Annotated in this window: 21 protein-coding genes; all 21 read left to right on the top strand. The window is 36.6% G+C overall.

Features of this window, described 5'->3' with window-relative positions; all coding sequences use genetic code 11:
* Positions 1 to 91 precede the first annotated feature (91 nt).
* The 21 genes from HNP36_RS06310 (at position 92) to HNP36_RS06210 (ending at position 20,719) form a co-directional block, all read left to right on the top strand.
* A complete protein-coding gene (locus tag HNP36_RS06310) occupies positions 92 to 1,936 on the top strand; it encodes a T9SS type A sorting domain-containing protein (protein WP_184159302.1) in 1,845 nt (614 codons plus the stop codon).
* Positions 1,937 to 2,067: 131 nt separating this feature from the next.
* Positions 2,068 to 2,682 (top strand): uridine kinase, encoded by a 615-nt coding sequence (gene udk / locus HNP36_RS06305; RefSeq protein ID WP_184159304.1) that lies wholly within the window; start codon positions 2,068 to 2,070, stop codon positions 2,680 to 2,682.
* Position 2,683: 1 nt separating this feature from the next.
* Positions 2,684 to 3,040, top strand: coding sequence for an FtsB family cell division protein (locus HNP36_RS06300; protein ID WP_184159306.1), 357 nt, complete (start codon positions 2,684 to 2,686; stop codon positions 3,038 to 3,040).
* Between the two features lie 106 nt (positions 3,041 to 3,146).
* Positions 3,147 to 4,307, top strand: coding sequence for a methylmalonyl-CoA mutase family protein (locus HNP36_RS06295; protein ID WP_184159308.1), 1,161 nt, complete (start codon positions 3,147 to 3,149; stop codon positions 4,305 to 4,307).
* A gap of 2 nt (positions 4,308 to 4,309) precedes the next feature.
* Entirely contained in the window at positions 4,310 to 4,750 is a 441-nt protein-coding gene (locus HNP36_RS06290) for a DinB family protein (RefSeq protein WP_184159310.1), read from the top strand.
* Positions 4,750 to 5,916 carry a class I SAM-dependent methyltransferase gene (locus HNP36_RS06285; protein WP_184159312.1) on the top strand — a complete coding sequence of 389 codons (1,167 nt, stop codon included), beginning with the start codon at positions 4,750 to 4,752 and terminating at the stop codon, positions 5,914 to 5,916. The genes HNP36_RS06290 and HNP36_RS06285 overlap by 1 nt, the downstream gene beginning before the upstream one ends.
* A 136-nt stretch (positions 5,917 to 6,052) precedes the next feature.
* Positions 6,053 to 6,718, top strand: coding sequence for an OmpA family protein (locus tag HNP36_RS06280; RefSeq protein WP_184159314.1), 666 nt, complete (start codon positions 6,053 to 6,055; stop codon positions 6,716 to 6,718).
* Between the two features lie 77 nt (positions 6,719 to 6,795).
* Positions 6,796 to 8,178 (top strand): dipeptidase, encoded by a 1,383-nt coding sequence (locus tag HNP36_RS06275; protein ID WP_184159316.1) that lies wholly within the window; start codon positions 6,796 to 6,798, stop codon positions 8,176 to 8,178.
* 402 nt (positions 8,179 to 8,580) lie between these two features.
* Positions 8,581 to 9,486 (top strand): T9SS type A sorting domain-containing protein, encoded by a 906-nt coding sequence (locus HNP36_RS06270; protein ID WP_184159318.1) that lies wholly within the window; start codon positions 8,581 to 8,583, stop codon positions 9,484 to 9,486.
* Positions 9,487 to 9,561: 75 nt separating this feature from the next.
* The gene (locus HNP36_RS06265; protein WP_184159320.1) at positions 9,562 to 10,266 is read left to right on the top strand and encodes an SDR family oxidoreductase; all 705 of its coding nucleotides are present in this window, start codon (positions 9,562 to 9,564) and stop codon (positions 10,264 to 10,266) included.
* 153 nt (positions 10,267 to 10,419) lie between these two features.
* On the top strand, positions 10,420 to 11,166 hold the full coding sequence (locus tag HNP36_RS06260) for an electron transfer flavoprotein subunit beta/FixA family protein (RefSeq protein WP_184159322.1): 747 nt from the start codon (positions 10,420 to 10,422) through the stop codon (positions 11,164 to 11,166).
* A gap of 105 nt (positions 11,167 to 11,271) precedes the next feature.
* Positions 11,272 to 12,219: an electron transfer flavoprotein subunit alpha/FixB family protein gene (locus tag HNP36_RS06255; RefSeq protein WP_184159324.1), complete on the top strand. Its 948-nt coding sequence runs from the start codon at positions 11,272 to 11,274 to the stop codon at positions 12,217 to 12,219.
* Between the two features lie 167 nt (positions 12,220 to 12,386).
* Positions 12,387 to 12,986, top strand: coding sequence for a bifunctional nuclease family protein (locus HNP36_RS06250; protein WP_184159326.1), 600 nt, complete (start codon positions 12,387 to 12,389; stop codon positions 12,984 to 12,986).
* A 21-nt stretch (positions 12,987 to 13,007) separates the two neighbouring features.
* Complete coding sequence (locus HNP36_RS06245) at positions 13,008 to 14,390, top strand: nucleoside permease (protein ID WP_184159328.1); 1,383 nt, start codon at positions 13,008 to 13,010, stop codon at positions 14,388 to 14,390.
* Positions 14,391 to 14,504: 114 nt separating this feature from the next.
* Complete coding sequence (locus HNP36_RS06240; protein ID WP_184159330.1) at positions 14,505 to 15,059, top strand: RNA polymerase sigma factor; 555 nt, start codon at positions 14,505 to 14,507, stop codon at positions 15,057 to 15,059.
* Positions 15,025 to 15,741 (top strand): hypothetical protein, encoded by a 717-nt coding sequence (locus tag HNP36_RS06235; protein WP_184159332.1) that lies wholly within the window; start codon positions 15,025 to 15,027, stop codon positions 15,739 to 15,741. Before HNP36_RS06240 ends, HNP36_RS06235 begins: the two co-directional genes overlap by 35 nt.
* An 81-nt stretch (positions 15,742 to 15,822) precedes the next feature.
* Positions 15,823 to 16,920, top strand: coding sequence for a hypothetical protein (locus tag HNP36_RS06230; protein WP_184159334.1), 1,098 nt, complete (start codon positions 15,823 to 15,825; stop codon positions 16,918 to 16,920).
* A gap of 149 nt (positions 16,921 to 17,069) precedes the next feature.
* On the top strand, positions 17,070 to 17,474 hold the full coding sequence (locus tag HNP36_RS06225; protein ID WP_184159335.1) for a hypothetical protein: 405 nt from the start codon (positions 17,070 to 17,072) through the stop codon (positions 17,472 to 17,474).
* Positions 17,471 to 17,884 carry a hypothetical protein gene (locus HNP36_RS06220; protein ID WP_184159337.1) on the top strand — a complete coding sequence of 138 codons (414 nt, stop codon included), beginning with the start codon at positions 17,471 to 17,473 and terminating at the stop codon, positions 17,882 to 17,884. The genes HNP36_RS06225 and HNP36_RS06220 overlap by 4 nt, the downstream gene beginning before the upstream one ends.
* Before the next feature lie 60 nt (positions 17,885 to 17,944).
* On the top strand, positions 17,945 to 19,123 hold the full coding sequence (locus HNP36_RS06215; protein WP_184159339.1) for an acetyl-CoA C-acyltransferase: 1,179 nt from the start codon (positions 17,945 to 17,947) through the stop codon (positions 19,121 to 19,123).
* A gap of 105 nt (positions 19,124 to 19,228) precedes the next feature.
* Entirely contained in the window at positions 19,229 to 20,719 is a 1,491-nt protein-coding gene (locus HNP36_RS06210; protein WP_184159341.1) for an MFS transporter, read from the top strand.
* Positions 20,720 to 20,888 lie beyond the last annotated feature (169 nt).

The following is a 20,888-nucleotide window of genomic DNA, read 5'->3' as shown; positions in this document are numbered from 1 at the left end:
ATTTATTTTACAAAATACACACTTATTAGTTAAGAAATTCATAAAATTTATTTATATTAGCGATTACACCTAATAACTTAAATATAAATAAATGAAACAAAAAATTACTTCTCTTATTCTTTGCGCTACTTTATGCTTTTCTGTGGTAAATGCCCAGGAATCATCTTTTGAAATGCCGGCTAAAAACTGGATCAGGGAAAACTCAAAAAATTTGGGGATTCAGGATTTCAGTGTATTGAAATTAACCTCTGTACGAAAAGGAAACACAGGTGAAACATTACGTTTTCAACAAATGATAAAAGACGTTCCTGTTTTTCAGTCTGAAATTGTGATCCATTTCAATAAAGATGGCAGAATAAGCTATACAGGAGCAGAGAGCTTTAAAAAAGAAATAAAGGATATTATTACAGATCCTTCTTTTACAGCTTCAGAAGCTCTTAAAAAAGCGCATATTGCTTCTAATACCAAAGGAACTGTGACTTTTGAAGAAAACAAGCTGGTTGTTTACCTTACAGAATCAGGAGATACAAAGCTTGCTTACAGAGTACTTACAAACTCTCATGACAACCCGGGAAGCTGGGAAACTATTGTAGATGCACAAAACGGAAATATCATAAGCGTTAAGGATATTGCCAATTACCATCATGATGAAAATGATAGTCCGAAGCCTGCTAAAAAAAAATCAAAAAAAGATGTAAGCGCTAAGAAAGTTTTCGTTTCCGGGAACGGATATATTTTCAATCCCGATCCTCTTTCCAGGATGCAGGTAGCTTACGCGGGTAATTATGTGGATAATAACGATGCCACTAATGCAAGTTTAGATGCTGCCAGAAGCCTGGTTACCATTCCTGAAGTGGATTTTACAGGCGGTGTATATAAATTAAAAGGATCTTATGCAGAGATCAAAGATCTTGAAACACCTTCCACAGGCTTATTTACCCAGGCAACCAACCAATTCATGTTTAACAGAAATGATCAGGGATTTGAGGCTGTAAATGCTTACTGGCATGTTGATAACAGCTTACGCTATATTAATGAAACATTGAATATTGCCTGCAGACCTTTAACCAATGACGGTATATTATGGTATGATCCGCACGGCCTTGATGGAGATGATAACTCTTATTACAGCAACGGAAGATTGGTTTTCGGGGAAGGAGGTGTAGATGATGCTGAAGATGCAGACGTTGTTTTGCATGAATTAGGGCATGGTGTTCATGATTGGTTAACCAACGGAAGTTTATCCCAGGTTCAGGGATTAAGCGAAGGTTGCGGCGATTACTGGGCGCAATCGTACAGCAGAAGTTTAAGCCAGTGGCCTTCATCAGCACCTGCGTACAACTGGATGTTCAGCTGGGATGGGCATAACGAATACTGGGCAGGAAGAATTACCAATTATACAGTTCTGTATCCGGGATCGGGAGCCATTCATACAAGAGGGCAGATCTGGGCTTCCGCTTTAATGAGAATATACGATAAGATCGGAAAAGCAAAAACGGACAGAGCATTTTTAGAAGGTTTGTCAATGACCAATTCATCAACAAATCAGCAGAGTGCTGCAATCGCTGTAAGACAGGCTGCCATTGATATGCTTGGGCAGTTCGGATTTGTTTGTTCGGATATAGCTGTTATGACACAGGAATTTACTGCTGCAGGATATACTTTACCGGTTTATAACTGCCTGCTAAGTGTAGATGATACTTCTAAAAAAGAAATTGTATCAGTATATCCAAACCCTGTTTCTGATATCCTGAATGTTTCATTAAAAGGAAATAAAGAAGAAAAAGCAGAAATCTACAACATGGAAGGCAGAAAAGTAATGGAAACAGTAGTAGGAAGCGGAAACGGCAGAATTGATGTCTCCAGGCTTCAGACCGGAGATTATATTCTGACCATAAAAGGAATAGAATTATCAACCAAATTTATTAAAAAATAAGACTTAATAATATCTTTAAATCCGGTGCCTAGCATCGGATTTTTTGTTAAAACCAAATTCTGAAGGGATTGTTTTACTTGCATTCATCTAAAATAGTATATTTGTACCAACTATAAAGAAACAAAAAAAGAATGCTTGTAATAGGAATTGCCGGAGGAACAGGATCCGGCAAAACTACAGTTGTTGATAAGATAATGCAACAGCTTGATATTGAAGGAATGAATATCCTTTCCCAGGATAACTATTATCACGACAATCCGAATCTTACACTGACAGAGAGAGAAGCGCTCAACTACGACCATCCAAAGTCTATAGATTTCGATTTAATGATAAAACATGTGAAAGCTTTAAAAAACAATGAGTCTATAGAACAGCCCATTTACAGCTTTGTCACTCATTCCCGGACCGGCGACCACGTCACTGTAGAACCTAAAAATGTATTGGTAGTAGAAGGCATTCTGGTACTTACAAATAAAGAATTGCTGAAAGAATTCGATTTAAAAGTATTCGTTCATGCAGATTCCGACGAAAGACTGATCAGAAGGATCAGGAGAGATACCCAGGAAAGGGGAAGAGACCTGAATGAGGTTCTTCACCGTTACCAGACCACACTGAAGCCAATGCATCAGGAATTCATAGAACCGTCAAAGAATGAAGCCGATTTGATCATTCCGAACATGAGACAGAATTCCGTAGCGATTGATTTTTTAACTACTGTTATTAAAAATTCGTTGAGAAAACACTAAAATGAAAGATTCCAAACTTATTAAAGACATTCAGCCGAAATCTGAAACATTAAAAATTATCCAGAAATACATTCTGAATAAGTATACCATTACAATCTGTATGTTTCTCGTATGGATGATTTTCTTTGATAAAACCTCTTTCCTTGTTATTAATGAACTGAATGGCGAGATCAGCCGATATGAAGACCAGCTGGAGTATTATAAAAAAGAATACGAAAAGAACGATGCCTTTTATAAAAAGCTGATGAACAATAAATCGGAAAAGGAAAAATACGCCAGAGAAAATTATTTTATGAAAAAGCCGGATGAGGAAATCTTCATTCTGGTGGTAGACAGTGCAAATGTTGCTGAAAAATAAGAAATTTTAGATACTGAGGCAAAATTTGCCATTCATACAAAGAAGAATAAACGTAATAGTGAATTGTCAATTCTGTGATTCACAATTGATCCATAATAAACAGCCAATGTCAGCAGATATACTTCCAAACTGGGAAAATTTAGTAAAGAAACAGCTTAAAACAGAAGACATTTATTCCATTTTAAAGAAAGAAAATCTTGAAGGAATTGATGTGAAACCTTTTTACAGTGAAGTTCAGAAACCATTGGCCAACCTGCCGAAAGTTGAAGAAAACACTCATCTCGTAGCCAGATATCATGAAAGTTTGGAAGAGGATGTTTTTGCATTTATTCTGGATCATAACGTAGAAAACCTTGAACAGAAGACAATTTTTGTCAATAATAAAGACCTTGCAGGACATATCAGTCCAAAAGAAGAAGATCAGTACTTTTCCCTGATCGACGTTTTCAACGAAAATGAGGGTACTATTGATGACCAGCTGGCTAAAGAACTTTTGTCAAAAGATTTCAGAAGAAACATCTGTGTGGATATTTCCCTTCATCAGAATGCCGGTGCTGCCATTTACCAGCAGTTGGGAATGGCATTGGCAAAAACAAAAGAACTTGCTGAAGCATATGGTGCAGAAATTCTAAATAAACTGATTTTCAGAATAGCCGTAGGAGGAAATTATTTCTTTGAGATGGCCAAACTGAGAGCTTTTAAAATAGTTTTTAACCAACTTTCCAAAGAATATGGTTTAAATGAAACTCCCTATATTTTTGCAGAAACATCCTTAAGAAACAAAGCTGTTGCAGATAATGAAAATAACCTTATCCGCTCAACACTGGAACTGGCTTCTGCCATGATTGCAGGTGCAGATGCTGTTTTCAGTAACAATTATCTTGTGAACCGAAGTACTGACAATTCCGAAGAGATTTCTTTTAAGCAGCAAATAGTGCTGGCTTATGAAAGTATTATCAATGTATTTGAGGATGCATCGAATGGAAGCTATTATGTAGAAGATATTACCCGTCAGATTGCAGAAAAATCCTGGGCTCTGTTTGTTGAAACAGAAGAGGCAGGAGGTTACCTTGAACTTTTGAAGCAGGGAATTGTTCAGAAAAAGATCTATGATCATGCTGTTGAAGAGCAGGAATGGGTGGAAGAAGGAAAAATAAAGCTGATAGGAGTGAATTTATACCCCAAATTAGACGTTAAAAGATCAATTGACGACTTATACAGTGAAAAGGAAATAAAAGCCGTACGCTGGGCTGAAATGTTTGAGTAGTAATGAAAGAAAAACTGATTGACCTTTTTGAATACACCCATCATTTCAATAAAGAAATAATAAAACACATTTCAGAAAACAGATTGAAAGTTGACGATAAAACAATCAGCCTGATCAATCATACATTGAATGCCCAGCAGATTTGGAATTCACGGATCCTGGGTGAGGAATCATTTGAAGTCTGGCAAATCAATCCTTTTGAATCCCTTGACGAAATCAACCGGCAGAACTTCCTGAAAAGTATTGATATCATTCAAAGATCCGATCTGGACCAAAGAGTGGAATATCAGAACTCAAGAGGAGCAAAATTTGAAAACAGTATTTTTGAAATGCTTTTTCATGCCGTAAACCATTCAACTTATCACCGGGGCCAGATCAATTCCCTTCTGAAACAGAGTGGTATTGATCCATTACTGACCGATTATATTTTTTATAAACGATAATGTTGTCTGAGAAATCTGTGGAAAATAAAATAGTAAACCAAGACATTCAAAACTACATCAATGCAAATCTAAATTCGGATTTACATGCACTATTATTAAAAAAATCCCCATTTCCAAATGTTTCCATGCAGGAAATCGTACAGCAGATCAAAGGAAAACAGACTGCCCGGAAGAAATTTCCGTTTTTGCTTAAAGAAGGAATTATTTTTCCGCCCCAGCTTAACTTAGAACAATCATCTTCAGAAAGCACAGCCCACTATAAATCAGAAATTCTTAAAGGAAATAAATTTATCGACCTTACAAGCGGTTTTGGAATTGATGCCTATTATCTGTCACAAAACTTTAATGAAGTTACTTTGGTAGAGCAGAATCCCGAATTATTGAATATTGTGGAACATAATTGGGGTATTTTAAACCGGAAAGCATCATTTATTAATCAAAATCTGGAAGACTTTTTAAGTGCTAACAAAGAATATTTTGATGCCATTTATTTGGACCCTGCAAGAAGAGACCAGAACAAAAATAAAGTTTTCCTGCTCGAAGATCTTTCTCCGGATATTCTTCAGATCAGGGAAAAACTTCTCAGTACAGCAGATCAGGTAGTTGTAAAGCTCTCACCTTTAATAGATTTGAAATATCTCATATCAGTTTTACCGGGTATTTTCAGGATAGAAATTATAGCGGTAAAAAATGATGTTAAGGAAGCGGTTATTTTCCTGTCTGAAGAGAAAAGGGAAGGCATTATGGTGAATTGTACCAACCTGGAGAGCGGAGAATCTGTCTTTACATTTACGTTTGGTGATGAAGAAAATGCAGGGGCAGTATATGCTGAACCTGAAAAATTCATATATATTCCCAATAACAGTATTTTAAAAGCAGGAGTTTTCAATTTGCTTTCAGAAAGATTCGGGCTTAAAAAACTTCATCCCAATACTCATATCTATACTTCAGATCAGAAGGTTAGCAATTTTCCGGGAAGAATTTTTGAAATGGAATCCATTGAATCCAAGCAGGTTAAAAAGAAAGAACAATTCAATATCATCTCAAAGAATTATCCCTTAAAGCCTGATGAAATCAAGAAGAAATACGGTATAAAAGATGGCGGAGAAAGCTATCTTATTTTTACACAATCCAAAAAAGGGAAAATTATTTTAAAATCAGTATAAAAATGTTGCCGAAAAAAGCAGGATTTCTTACTTTTGGGCAATCAAAAATTTAAGCATGAAATCGCTTGCTGTAAAAATAATTGTAACAGACTAAATAACGCGATTCCATATGACATTAAAAAAATAAATTTTGCATATGAAAAAATTAATTATATGTTTAGCTGTTGCAACAGTAGCCGTAAGCTGTAAAAAGATCCAGGCAGGAGGAAACAAGAATACTCTGAAGTTGGAAGAAGGAGTAGAAAGATACTCTGACGATGCACAGATTGGGGGCGAAGCACACGGTCATGAAGCTGCTGCAGGACATGGTTCTGAACATGCTGAGAAAAAATCTCAGGTTTCTATTGATTTAAATGGAGTTGCTTTAAAAGGTTTTGCTAACGGGATGGAAGATAGCATGATTAAATACCTGAAGTCCGGACAGTATGCTTCTGCAACAGAAGACGGATTGAAAAATGTATGGTATGACTTTGATAATGTAAACTTCAAAATAGGTTCTGCCAATCAATTGGAAGCCGGTTCTCAGGGACAGTTGGATAACCTGGCTAAAATTTTGAAAGCTTACCCTGATGCAAAAATTAAAATCGGTGGTTATACTGATAAAACAGGAGACGAAGCCAAGAATGTAAAATTATCTCAGGACAGAGCAAACTTTATTAAAGCTCAGCTTACCGCTTTAGGTGCCGGTGGACAGATTGTTTCAGCAGAAGGATACGGAAGCCAGTTTGCAAAAGTAGACGCAAAAGCATCTGATGCAGAAAGAGCATCTGACAGAAAAATGTCTGTAAGATTTACAAAATAATTTAAATACAATAAAGTATATGAATGTCTTGCTCAAGCAGGGCATTTTTTTTATTTTTAGCAAAATAAATTTTTACAATGCAAGAGACATTAAATTACATTAACGAAAACAAACAGCGTTTCGTGGATGAATTATTTGAGTTATTGAGAATCCCTTCTATTTCTGCAGATCCAGCTTATAAAAATGACGTATTGAAATGTGCGGATGTATGTGCAGAACATCTTAGAAATGCAGGAGCAGACAATGTTGAAGTATGCAAAACAAACGGCTACCCAATCGTTTTTGGAGAAAAGCTATTAGATAAAAGCCTTCCTACAGTGCTTGTATACGGACATTATGACGTACAGCCTGCAGATCCCCTGGAATTGTGGAGAAAGCCGCCTTTTGAACCGTACATTGAAAAAACAGAACTTCACCCGGAAGGAGCAATCTTTGCCAGAGGTTCCGCGGATGATAAAGGACAGTTTTTCATGCACGTGAAAGCTTTTGAAGCGATGATGAAAACTAATACTCTTCCTTGCAACGTAAAATTTATCCTGGAAGGTGAAGAAGAAGTAGGATCTGTAAGTTTAGGCGATTTCGTTAATGAAAATAAAGAAAAGCTGTCTTGTGACTGCATCCTGATCTCTGACACCCATATCTACAGCAATGAACAGCCTACTGTAACTACAGGCTTAAGAGGGTTGAGCTATGTAGAAGTTGAAGTGGAAGGGCCAAACAGAGACCTGCATTCAGGGCTTTACGGAGGAGCAGTCCCAAATCCGATTCATGTACTTTCCAGAATGATTGCCAAACTGATTGATGAAGACGGGCACATTACTATCGATGGATTCTACGATAATGTAGAAACGGTATCAGATGCTGAAAGAGCCGATATGAACAAATTGAAGGATAACCCGGAAGAATTTAAAAAATCTATCGGCCTCAATGGAGTGGAAGGTGAAAAGAGCTATACAACGCTTGAAAGAACCTCTATACGCCCTACTTTAGACTGTAATGGTATTTGGGGAGGTTATACGGGAGAAGGTGCTAAAACAGTGATTCCTTCCAAAGCTTCTGCTAAAATCTCAATGCGTCTGGTTCCTTATCAGACTCCTGAAGAAATCACAGAAAAATTCACAAAATATTTTGAAAAGATTGCTCCTGAGAACGTTAAAGTAAAAGTAACCCCTCACCACGGAGGAATGCCATATGTTTTACCAAGCGATACCAAGGAGTTCCTGGCTGCCAAACAGGCTATGGAAACGGCATTTGGTAAAGAAGTGCTTCCTTACAGAAGTGGCGGAAGTATTCCGATTACAGCTATGTTTGAAAAAGTATTGGGAGCCAAGTCTGTGTTAATGGGCTTTGGATTGGATTCTGATGCAATTCACTCACCAAATGAGCATTACGGTCTGTTTAATTTCTATAAAGGAATTGAGAGTATCCCACTTTTCTTCGGGAATTATTCAAAAAAATAATACTCTGTAAAGATATTTTATAAAGCGTTCCTATACCGGAGCGCTTTATTTTTGCCTGTAAAATAATGTAATACTATAATCCGGCCTGTAGTTTTTCTGAACAGTTTATTAAATTATAGGATAGGTGTTCTTAAATATCTGTTTTTCAAATATTTATAATTTTCGATAAATTAGTGGATATTTTTGTTTTTTGCATGTTTTTTAGTTAAAATATTTTCCAAAAATCCTTTATTTAGAGAAATGATTTGTATTTCATTTTCTTTAAAAAAAAACGATATGAATAGTGTATTTTAATTATTTATAATAATATTTTTATTTATTCTGTTATTTTTTATAAATGTGTTTTTGGATTAGAATAAAAGTTCTATATTTACTAGACTAATCAAAATGAAAAATAATATCATGAAGAGAATTTTACTATCTGCTGCATTATTTAGTTTTTTTCTGGGTAATGCCCAAATGAATTACAGCTTTGAAACATCTCAGGGATTTAATGCCGGTAATGTTGCTGGACAAGGAGGCTGGGGAGGTACAGCTGCTGCACATAGTGCAGTGGTTTCTGCTGAACAGGCGAAGCCAGGGACACAATCTTTGAAAATTACAGGTAATAATGGTACCAACCATGCCTCTGCGGGTGCTATCAGCCCTACTGTAACGGTAAATGGACCCATTGTAACTGTTTATTTCAATGCCTATTTTACGCCATCGACTCCGGTAGGAGATGAATGTGATTTCTTTTTTTCCCCGCAATCACCTGCCCAAAGTACAATTAATGCAAGAATGAGGTTCGATTTTGAGAATAACATTCAAGTGATTGATATGGATCCGTTGACCCTTCAGCTTGCTTACATTGATACGGGCACAAATTTTACCAGAAATGTATGGAATACCTATAAGATACAATTGGATTTTACAAATAATGAGGCGAAGTATTATCAAAACGGAACGTTAATTTATACCGGTGTAGTTGCAGGAGGCACTATGGTAGGAAATATTGCGATTACCAATGATAACTACAACAGCTCAGCTTACTTTGATGGAATTCAGGTTGTAAGTGGTGTATTGGGTACATCTGAAGTTACAAAGAAGATAGATTACAAAATGTATCCTAACCCAACTTCCGATTTTGTTGTGGTAGAATCAAAAGATAAAATAAGCTCAATAGCAGTCTATGATTTTGGCGGTAAAAAACTGGATGCACCTGTTGCAGATAATAAAGTTGATTTAAGAAAATTACCAGCCGGAGTATATATTCTGAATATTGAAACACCTAACGGAAAAATAACGGAAAGAATTGTCAAAAGATAACTGATAAATCTTAGTACATATAAAACGCTCCAATTGGAGCGTTTTTGTTATTTTAGGGAATTAAAATTAAACAGTATGCCAGAAAATAAAGTAGCTTATATAACAGGAGGAACCAAAGGAATAGGTTTTGGAATAGCCAGAATATTATTGGAAAATGGTATTTCAGTAGCATTTTCGGGGCGTAAAAGAGATGACGTAGAGAAAGCGGAAGAAGATCTCAGGCAATATTCGGAAAACGTTCTTGGGATTGTTTCTGATGTGAGAAACCTGCAAAGTGAAGAAGAAGCTGTAAAATATACCATTGGAAAGTTCGGAAGACTGGATTTTGTAATTGCCAATGCAGGGCTGGGAATATTCAAACCTGTTGATGAACTCACAGCCCAGGAATGGAATGATATGATAGAAACCAACCTCACAGGCGTTTTTCATACATTAAAAGCTTCAATAGAAGAATTAAAGAAAACAGAAGGTTACTATATTACGGTTTCAAGCTTAGCAGGTGCCAATTTCTTTGAAAACGGAACAGGTTACAATGCCTCCAAATTCGGAGTAGTGGGATTCACCCAGGCAGCAATGATTGATCTCAGAAAGTATAACATCAAATCTACCGTCATTATGCCTGGTTCAGTAGCTACAAATTTTAACGGAAATATTCCTTCTGAAAAAGACAGCTGGAAGATTCAGCCTGAAGATATGGGGAATCTGGTGCTTGATATTTTAAAGATGAATCCCCGTGTTTTGCCAAGCAAGATAGAGTTCAGGGCAACAAAACCTGCCTGATTAATGCATTTAATGTATTGAATAGTAAAAAAATAAGTATTATGCATGCATAATATATTTTTTAATTATATTAGCAACAGTAAAATATAACAAAATCTCAGCATAAAACACTAAGGTTTTTATGCGCAAAAGGGAAAAAATAAAATAGTACACATGAAAATATTAGTTTGTATCAGTAGTGTTCCGGATACTACTTCCAAAATTAACTTTACGGCAGATAAATCTGCTTTCGACAAAAATGGAATTCAGTGGGTCATTAATCCTTTAGATGAATTTGCGTTGACAAAAGCGGTTAAACTTCAGGAAACTCAGGGTGCAACTGTAACAGTAATCAATGTAGGAGATGCTGCTACAGAACCGGTAGTAAGAAAAGCATTAGCTATTGGGGCTAATGACGCTGTGAGAGTAAACCTTGATCCTAAAGACAGCTATTCTACAGCAAAAGAAATTGCTGCTGTAGCTCAAAACGGAGGATATGATCTTATCCTTTGCGGAAAAGAGTCCATCGATTACAACGGAGGTTCTGTACCAGGAATGGTTGCTCAATTATTGAATCAGCCCTTTGTGAATGCATCTGTAGGTTTAGAGGTGAATGGAAGCGAAGCTACTGCCGTAAGAGAAATTGAAGGCGGAAAAGAAACTATATCAGTAAAATTACCTGCCATAATTGCAGGACAAAAAGGGTTGGTAGATGAAAAAGAACTTATCATCCCGAATATGAGAGGAATTATGTCTGCAAGAACGAAGCCTTTACAGGTTGTAGAGCCGGCTTCTTCTGAAGTGAAAGTTCAGGGAGTAACTTATGACAGTGTACCGCCAAGAGCCGCTGTGAAAATGGTTTCTCCTGATAATTTGGATGAATTGGTAAGATTACTTCACGAAGAAGCTAAAGTAATCTAAAAAGAGGAAAGAAGGAAACCAGAAGCCGGAAGTTGAAAAAGCCGGTCTGAGTCCTTAATCTTAATCTTTTAATTTTTCAATCTTTTAATTTTTAAATTTAAAAAAATGGCAGTATTCGTATACGCAGAAAATATAAACGGAGTTTACAAAAAAGCAGCTTTGGAAGCAGTTTCTTATGCTAAGGCAGTGGCAGACCAGGCGGGAGATACCGTTACGGCAATCTCCGTAAACCCTACAGATTCTTCAGATTTATTATACAAATATGGAGCATCAAATGTTATTAATATCAAAGATGAAGGTCTTAAGAACTTCTCGGCAAAAGCATTTGCTCAGGCTGTGAATGAAGTGGTAAACGGAAATATTATTGTATTCCCTCACACAACAGACGCTTCTTCCGTTGCTCCAATGCTTGCCGTAATGAAGAACTATTCTTTAATTACCAATGTTCTGGAAGCTCCTGAAAGTCTTTCTCCGTTCCAGGTGAAAAGAAAAGCATTCTCAGGAAAAGGGTTCATGCATGCAAAAGCAGAAGGAAACGGTGTAATTGTTACTGTTTCTCAAAATGCTTTCGGAGTAAAAGAAAGTGTGGTATCAGGTTCAGAAGAAGTTAAAAACCTATCAGTAGCTAATGAAGATACGAAAGTAATTTCTCACGAGCAGAGTTCAGGAAAACTGGATCTTAAAGAAGCTGAAGTTGTTGTGTCTGCAGGAAGAGGAATGAAAGGTCCTGAAAACTGGGGAATGATTGAAGAACTGGCTAATGTTCTTGGTGCTGCTACAGCATGTTCCAAGCCGGTTTCTGATATAGGATGGAGACCTCACACAGAGCACGTAGGACAAACAGGGAAGGCTATTTCACCTAACCTTTATATTGCAGTGGGTATTTCCGGAGCTATTCAGCATTTGGCTGGAGTAAACTCTTCTAAAACGATTGTGGTAATCAATAATGATGCTGAAGCACCATTCTTCAAGTCTGCGGATTACGGGGTAGTGGGAGATGCATTCCAGATTATTCCTGCATTAACTGAGAAAATAAAAGCAATAAAAGGATAAAAAGTCAATAGTGGATTTTGCTTCGCCGGTCAGTAGAGATTTTAAAATTGACAGGAAGTAATTCACGATTTAAATTCACTTATAAAATAAAAGTTCGGGCCTTTCCGGGCTTTTATTTTTGCGTAAAAACTAAAATCACAATAAAAAATTAATCTATATTTGTAGCTATGGATTATAAGCAGCTAATTATTCGCGGAATATCGTACAGCCAGACCCAATCGGGAGCTTACGCTTTGTTATTGGAACATGAAGAAACACATATAAAATTACCTGTTGTTATAGGAAATTTCGAGGCTCAGTCTATTTCGCTGGGACTTGAAAAAGACATCCATCCACCCCGTCCGCTTACTCATGATTTATTCACAAAATTTATAGTTTCTGCCCATTACGAATTGGTTTCAGTAATTATTTACCAGATTGTAGACGGTGTATTTTTCTCTAATATCAATTTCAAAAATAAAGCTAACAACGAAGAACTTATCCTTGATGCAAGAACTTCTGATGCAGTAGCAATGGCAGTAAGATTTGATGCTCCTATTTTCACTACACAGCAGGTTCTTAATGAAGCCGGAATTCTTCTTGAACTGGAAGATGTTTCAAAGGAAGAACAGCCGTTCTCCGAAACCGTACAGTCTGAAGATAACCTAAAGGCAGTATCTATGGAAGAGCTTCAGAAATTACTTGATGAAGCTGTAAAAGAAGAAGATTTTGATACCGCTCTGGAAATTCAGGAAGAAATTAAAAGGAGGAAAAGAACAATTGATTAAAAAGACACTTTATACTAAACTATGAATTTAAAATTACGACTTACCATTCTCAGCTTTCTTCAGTTTTTTGTCTGGGGAGCCTGGCTGATTACGATGGCTAATTTTTGGTTCGGGACAAAACACTGGGATGGAACCCAGTTCGGAGCCGTTTTCGGAACGATGGGAATAGCTTCCATTTTTATGCCGACCATTACCGGGATCATTGCCGACCGCTGGATCAATGCTGAACGTATCTACGCTGTACTGCATGTCCTTTATGGGGCTATACTTTTTGTTCTGCCTCATTCTGCAGATCCTGACTCTTTCTTCTGGCTGATGCTTCTGGCTATGTGCTTTTATATGCCGACCATTGCCCTTGCAAATTCTATTTCCTACACGATACTCAAAAATAGTAATCTGGATGTAGTAAAAGATTTTCCTCCGATCCGTGTATGGGGAACTATAGGATTTATTGTAGCTATGTGGATAACCAATCTTACAGGAAATAAAGCAACGGAAGGACAGTTTTATATTGGTGGGGCTATTGCTGTATTTTTGGGAATCTATGCGTTGACATTACCAAAATGTCCGCCGCAGAGGCTGATTGATAAAAATGCTCCGTTATCTGAACAGCTAGGTCTGAATGCATTTAAGCTTTTCGGAAGCTATAAAATGGCATTATTCTTTTTGTTCTCAATGTTATTGGGAGCAGCACTTCAATTGACGAATGCCTATGGAGATGTATTTTTAAGTGAATTTTCACATTTTCCTAAATACGCTGATTCTTTTGTAGTCCAGAGATCTACAATTATTATGTCGATTTCACAGGTTTCAGAAACCCTATTTATTTTGGCAATCCCTTTTTTCCTGAAAAAATTCGGAATTAAAAAAGTAATGCTGATGTCCATGCTGGCCTGGGTACTCAGGTTCGGATTCTTTGCTTATGGAGTTCCTGACGGATTCGGACTTTCATTGATTGTTTTTTCATGTATCGTATACGGAATGGCATTTGATTTCTTCAATATTTCAGGTTCACTTTTCGTAGAAACTACTACCGATAAAAAGATAAGATCATCTGCTCAGGGATTATTTATGATGATGACCAACGGCTTTGGGGCTCTTTTCGGAAGTTATATTGCCGGCTGGGCTATTGATAAGTTTTTCACACACAAATTTACTAATGCTTCAGACCTGTCTGCTTATCTGGATACAACAGCTGATAACCCTACTTTCCTGGAGATCCTTAAAAACAGTTTCAATTCGGCTGTGAATGCCGATGGAACGCTTTCATCTGTGGTAATGGTGAAAGACTGGCAGAACATATGGCTTTCATTTGCTATTTATGCATTGATTCTTGCCATTTTCTTTGCGGTTTTATTCAGACATAAACATAACCCGGAAGAAGTTTCTTCAGTAAAGCATTAATTTATTCCACTGATTATTAAAATATTAAATTGCACTTTTGAAAAAAAGTGCAATTTTTTTTATTTTCAGGCAACCTTTTGCAACAAATTCCGTCTTATAGATAGAAACTGATACATGGAGAATCTCGAAAAGAATTTTTTACTGGCTAAAAAGCAGGACCGGATGGCCCAGAAAGCTCTTTATGAGATGTTTTCAGCTAAAATGCTTGCCATATCAAATTCTTATACGAATAACCTTCATGATGCCGAAGATATCCTCATCAGTGCATTTATGAAATGTTTCACTAAACTGGATGAGTGCAGAGACTGGAAAAGCTTTCCGTTCTGGCTGAGAAAAATTGTTGTGAATGATTCTATCAGCTTTGTCAGAAAGAACAGGAACATTCTTTATGCAGATATAGAAATTGCAGACGACTATTCTGATGAAGATCTGGATGAAGGACTGGAACAGCTTAATATCGAGGAAATATTTTCACAGATGCCGGCAGGATACAGGTTGATTTTCAACTTATATGTCTTTGAAGAAAAAAAGCATCAGGAAATTGCAGAAATTCTGAATATTTCAGAAGGTACAAGCAAAAGCCAGCTGAGCAAAGCAAAAAAATGGCTTGCAGAATTTTTAAAAGCAAAAGAAAATGAAAAAAGAAATACTGAAACAATTAAAATCTGATTACGAAAAGCTTGAAATAAAGCCTTCGGCAGATCTTTGGGACAGGATAGACCAGAAATCGGAGAAGATGCCTGATTCTGTCTTAAAACCGTCTTTTCAGTGGTGGAAATATGCTGCTGCTGTATTGGTATTCATTTCTGTAGGTACCCTCATTTACTATATTAGCTATAAAAGTAAATTCGATTATAAAAAAACAGATTATATGGTTAATCAGGTTCTGAAAAAAACAGTGAATCCTGTCAAATCTGATCTTGGTAACCAGTCTGTTATTTCTAATGAAGAACCTGTTCAGATTCAGAATGAGAAAGTGAAAATTGTAAATGAAAATCATGAAAAAATAAAACCCGATGCATCTTTTATTCCTAAAAAAGAAAAGAAACAAGAGATTGCCGGGCAAAAGGAACAGCAGGTTGTAGTCAATCAGCCTGAAAATAATACCATCCATCAGGCAAAGACAGAAGTTGTTAATAAACACGAGCTTCCTGTGCTTGCGGAAACTCAAAGATCAAAATCAAGTTATATCAATGCGGATGAGCTTCTTTCGGGAAGAGAGTTTGAAAAAGCCCGTATAAAATCTGAAAAAGACAACCGAAAATTCGGAGTGATACATTTTGACAGAGTAACTCCGAGTGTAGGTAATGTAACGGTTTTGGGAGTAACAGTTTATCTGGATTCCAAATAAATCTGAAAGCTTATAAAAATAAAAAATACTGTCCTTAAGTAAGGTCAGAGCAAAAATATTGTCTAAAAATTAATGAAAAATATGAAAACGAAGTTCGCTTTAATGACCGCCATATTGGCTTTTACCTGCAGTTTTGCACAGAAAAAACCGGAAATGAACCAGAAAATAGAACTGTATTCAAAAAAGATCGACAGCATCGTGGTATCAGAAAAATCAAAAATGAATATTGAGCTGGATGCCATAGATAAAGATTTCAATGAAAAAAAGCTCACAATTGAGGAGAAACAGAAACAGCGTGAAGAAACGGCCCGGAAATATCAGCAGATAATCAACGAAAAAGTAGATACTCAGCAGCAGGAGCTTGAAGAGGCAACAAGAGAAATTGTTAAAAATTCCGTTTTTATGGACCGTGATTCCACCCGGTCTAAAAATGAACTGAGCATCGGGCATGGAGGTGTAAATATAAAGCTGGGGCAGCAGAAAGAGAGAAAAGATCCAAAGTTCTTCCTGAAAACGATTGATTTTTCAGTAAGCTTAATGGGAAGTGGGCTTACTTCGAAAGATGAACCTTTCAATTTTTATAACAGTGATTCAGATACCAGAAATACAATCATTACTTCCTCTCAGTTTGCACTTCGTTATGAAAATCAGATGGGAGGTTTCAGAAGTCCAGTTTTTTACCGCATTGGTTTAGGACTGAGATCAGATAGATACGTTCCCAAATATGATAAGGTTTTCAAACAGGAAAATAACAGCATCTTTGTAGATGATTTTGACCGGGGAAGTTTAAGAAAGACAAAACTGAACATTACATATCTCTATGTGCCTTTGGATTTCAGGATTGTCTTAAATCCCAAATATTCAGAATATGAAGGTGTAAAATACCTGGATAACAGGAAAAAACAGCTGAGCCTGATCATGGGAGTATATGGCGGACTGAATTTAGGAAGTGTGAATTATATAAAATACTCAAATGTGAACAGCAAAAGAATTGTGGAAAGAGAAAGAATTATGCATGGGGTGAACGATTTTATCTTCGGAGGTAAATTCGGGATCAGTTATGGGGGACTTAATCTGTTTGTTCAGAAAGATTTTACTCCCGCATTTAATAACAGTGCCTTGCTGAAGAAAAAATATGGTCTTCAGATTGGTATTGAAATCGCTAATCTTGATTTTTAATTTGATAATAAATTTTTATTTTTCTTGAATTAAATATAAATTTTACAGCTTTTTTTTAAGCCTAATTAGAGTCCGGATGAAGATATGCCGTTTTTAAAACACACTGTTTAAAAGTGTGTTTTTTTTTGTATTTTGGCACTTTAGTAAATATGAAAAATATTCAGTTATTAGGATTAATATTGGTGGTGATAGGTAGTTTTCTGCCTCTTGTCCATGTTCCTGTTATAGGAAACTGGAACTACTGGAAGCTGGACCACTATCTTGCTATTGTATGCTGGATTTTAGCTGCATGTGCGGTTTTCGGTATTGTTAATGGCAATGGAAAAGTAGTAAGGTTTTTCGGGGTACTTTTAATTCTGTTATTTGTATTCACGCTTGTAGCGGTAAAAATGCAGTCTCTGGACTATTTCAGCTTTCTGCCATTTAAATCCTGGAGAGAAGCTTTTGCAGGAGTTGTAAAGCTAAAATGGGGCTGGATTGTAGAATTTCTGGGAGCTTTCCTTATGATTTTTGCTTCAGGCAGTAAAAAAGTAAATAAAAGAACACAGATATGAAACATTTAAAAATTATATCAGCAGCATTGTTTATGCTGTTATTTTCACAGGCTAAATCTCAAAGTATATTATTTGATAAACCCGATCAGCCTGCGAAATGTAAGAATATAAGAGAAGGAAAATTTCTCAGAGCCAACTATCCTGAAGGAATATGGTATATGACCATTAAAGAAAATGTTCAGACCGAATATTTCAATAATGGTAAAGATTATGTAAAATCCACTCTTGTTTTTGTGGATGACTGTAATTATAAAGTGATTGTTCTGGAAAAATCTGACAAAAATGATCCTATTCAGATAGGGACTGTTTTTAATAATAAAATTGTAGAAACTCAAAATAATTTGCTGAAAATGCAAACTAAAGTTGGAAACGACCAGTTTGAAATTATCTATATAAAAGCAAAAAAATAGAATAGTATAAATGCTGCCTTACAGCATCATTTCATTAAAAAATAAAATATAATAATACACATGAAAGAAGTATTCATCGTTTCCGCAGTAAGAACGCCTATAGGGAGTTTTATGGGAAGCCTTTCAACGGTTCCTGCTACCAAGCTGGGATCTGCTGCTGTAAAGGGAGCATTAAATAAAATCGGTCTTGATCCTAAAAATGTTCAGGAGATTTATATGGGAAATGTTTTACAGGCAGGAGAAGGCCAGGCGCCGGCCCGTCAGGTGGCTCTGGGTGCAGGTCTGTCTATTGAGACACCCTCTACTACTGTAAATAAGGTATGTGCTTCAGGAATGAAAGCGGTAACTATGGCAGCACAGGCTATCAAGGCAGGTGATGCTGACGTAATTGTTGCCGGAGGTATGGAAAATATGTCTCTTGTTCCACATTATTACAATGCAAGAGTTGCTACCAAATTAGGGGATATCAAAATGCAGGACGGAATGGTGTTGGACGGTCTTACAGATGTGTACAACAAAGTACATATGGGAGTATGTGCAGAGAAATGTGCTGTAGACTATAGTATTTCAAGAGAAGATCAGGATAATTTTGCTGTAGAGTCTTATAAGAGATCTGCAAAAGCATGGAGCGAAGGTAAATTCTCGGAAGAAGTAGTTCCTGTGGAAATTCCTCAGAGAAAAGGAGATCCTGTAATTTTCGCTGAAGATGAAGAATATAAAGCAGTGAATTTTGACAGAATCGCAACACTTCCTACCGTATTCAAAAAAGAAGAAGGAACAGTAACTGCTGCCAATGCATCTACATTAAATGACGGTGCTTCTGCTTTGATCCTTGTTTCGAAAGAAAAAATGGAAGAATTAGGTTTAAAACCTTTAGCAAAAATCGTTTCTTATGCGGATGCAGCCCAGGAGCCTGAAAACTTTACAACTGCCCCTGCAAAAGCGCTTCCGATTGCTCTTAAAAAAGCAGGTTTGGAGCTTTCAGATATTGATTTCTTTGAATTCAATGAAGCTTTCTCAGTAGTAGGTCTAGCCAATAATAAAATCTTGGGATTGGATGCATCTAAAGTAAACGTAAACGGTGGAGCAGTAGCTATCGGACACCCACTGGGAAGTTCAGGGTCCAGAATTATCGTTACGCTGATCAACGTATTGAAGCAGAATAATGCAAAATACGGTGCTGCAGCTATCTGTAACGGTGGTGGCGGAGCTTCTGCTATCGTGATTGAAAATATGTAAAATTCTCCCGAAGAATATTTTACCATTAAGGAATCGATAATTTTTCTAAAATCTTATCAATTTCTTAATGGTTTTTCTATTTTTGTGTACTAATATTTATTTGAAATGTCTGAAATTGAGAATCAACAGCCTCAAAACATAAAGAATAATCCAAGGATTATGAAAGCCTGGGCTGTATACGACTGGGCGAATTCTGTGTATTCATTGGTGATTACCTCTACCATTTTTCCCATTTATTATTCCATTCTTACTACTGCTTATGAAAAAAAGGAGTATGTGGAGGAGACAAAATCATGGATTGATGTGCCGGTAAGACATATGATAAAGATCTTCGGAAAAGAATACCAGCCGGATGCGGTATACGGATACTCGCTTACCATATCGTTTTTTATTGTAGTGCTGCTTTCTCCGTTCCTGTCTTCGTTAGCTGATACCATTGGGAATAAAAAGTCGTTTCTGCAGTTTTTCTGCTATCTGGGAGCTACTTCATGTATGGGGCTTGCCATGTTTACGGGAATGCATAACGTATTCTTAGGCCTTCTTTTCAGTATTACGGCTAGTGTCGGGTTCTGGGGAAGTCTGGTGTTCTATAACTCTTTTCTTCCGGATATTGCGACGCGTGATAAACAGGATGCACTGTCTGCAAAAGGATATGTTTACGGATACATTGGGTCTGTAGTTCTGGTAGTGATCTGCCTTGTACTGATCCAGGTTTTTGCCAAAGGAGCGGCACAGCAGCTTTTATTTACAAGAATAAGCTTTCTGTTAACCGGTGCATGGTGGTTCGGATTCTCGCAGTATACATTTAAGCATTTGCCGCAATTCGGGGATGTTAAAGAAAAACTGCCTAAAGATCTTGTACTTTTAAATTATAAAAATATTTTCCAGAGGCATGAAGAGCAGGGTGGTTTCTTTGAAGTTCTTAAAGATAATCTGAGTTTTTATAAAGACATTGCCAGAGAGAGCTTCCATGAACTGTTTAAAGTAGGAAACGTATTATTTAAAGATAAAAATCTGAAATTTTTCCTTTCCAGCTTCTTTTTTTACAGTGTGGGAATGCAGACCATTTTCTTAATGGCCACCTTATTTGGGAAAAGTGAAATTAACCTTGCCCAGGATAAGCTTATAGGAACTCTTTTGGTCATTCAGATCGAAGCAATTATCGGAGCGGTAATTTTCTCCAGGTTATCTAAGAAGATAGGAAATAAAAATGTAATATCAATTGCTATTGTACTATGGATTGTTGCATGTCTTTGGGCATACTTCCTGAATAAAGAAAATCCTACGGTAGAATATCAATTTTATGGTGTGGCTGCAGTGGTAGGGCTGGTAATGGGAGGGCTTCAGGCTATGTCCAGATCTACCTATTCAAAGCTTCTGCCGGAAGATTCTATGGAGAACACTACTTATTTCAGCTTCTATGATGTACTGGAAAAAATTGCGATCATTATCGGGACGTTTATCTTTGCTACATTGATTGAGCATTTTAATAACATGCGTATCGCGGCACTTTCCATGACTGTATTCTTTGCTGCAGGGCTTGTTCTGATCCGCTTTTTAAAAGCGAATATGCTGAAAAACAAGGATACTCTCTAATAAACTTTTAACAGAATAATAAAAGATGGCTTAGTTTTAAGTCATCTTTTTTATGTAATAGGTCTTTCATTTTTCATAATCTCATATTTCGAAAAATTAACAGATGCTAATTTGTTAATCTGGTGATTGGCATTTTAATTGCAGCAACTTTAAATCAAATTAATATGAA

Origin of the sequence: Chryseobacterium shigense (assembly GCF_014207845.1) — a bacterium.
Taxonomy (GTDB): domain Bacteria; phylum Bacteroidota; class Bacteroidia; order Flavobacteriales; family Weeksellaceae; genus Chryseobacterium; species Chryseobacterium shigense_A.
The sequence above is the reverse complement of the archived record's forward strand: the minus strand, read 5'-3'. Positions and strand labels throughout refer to the sequence as shown.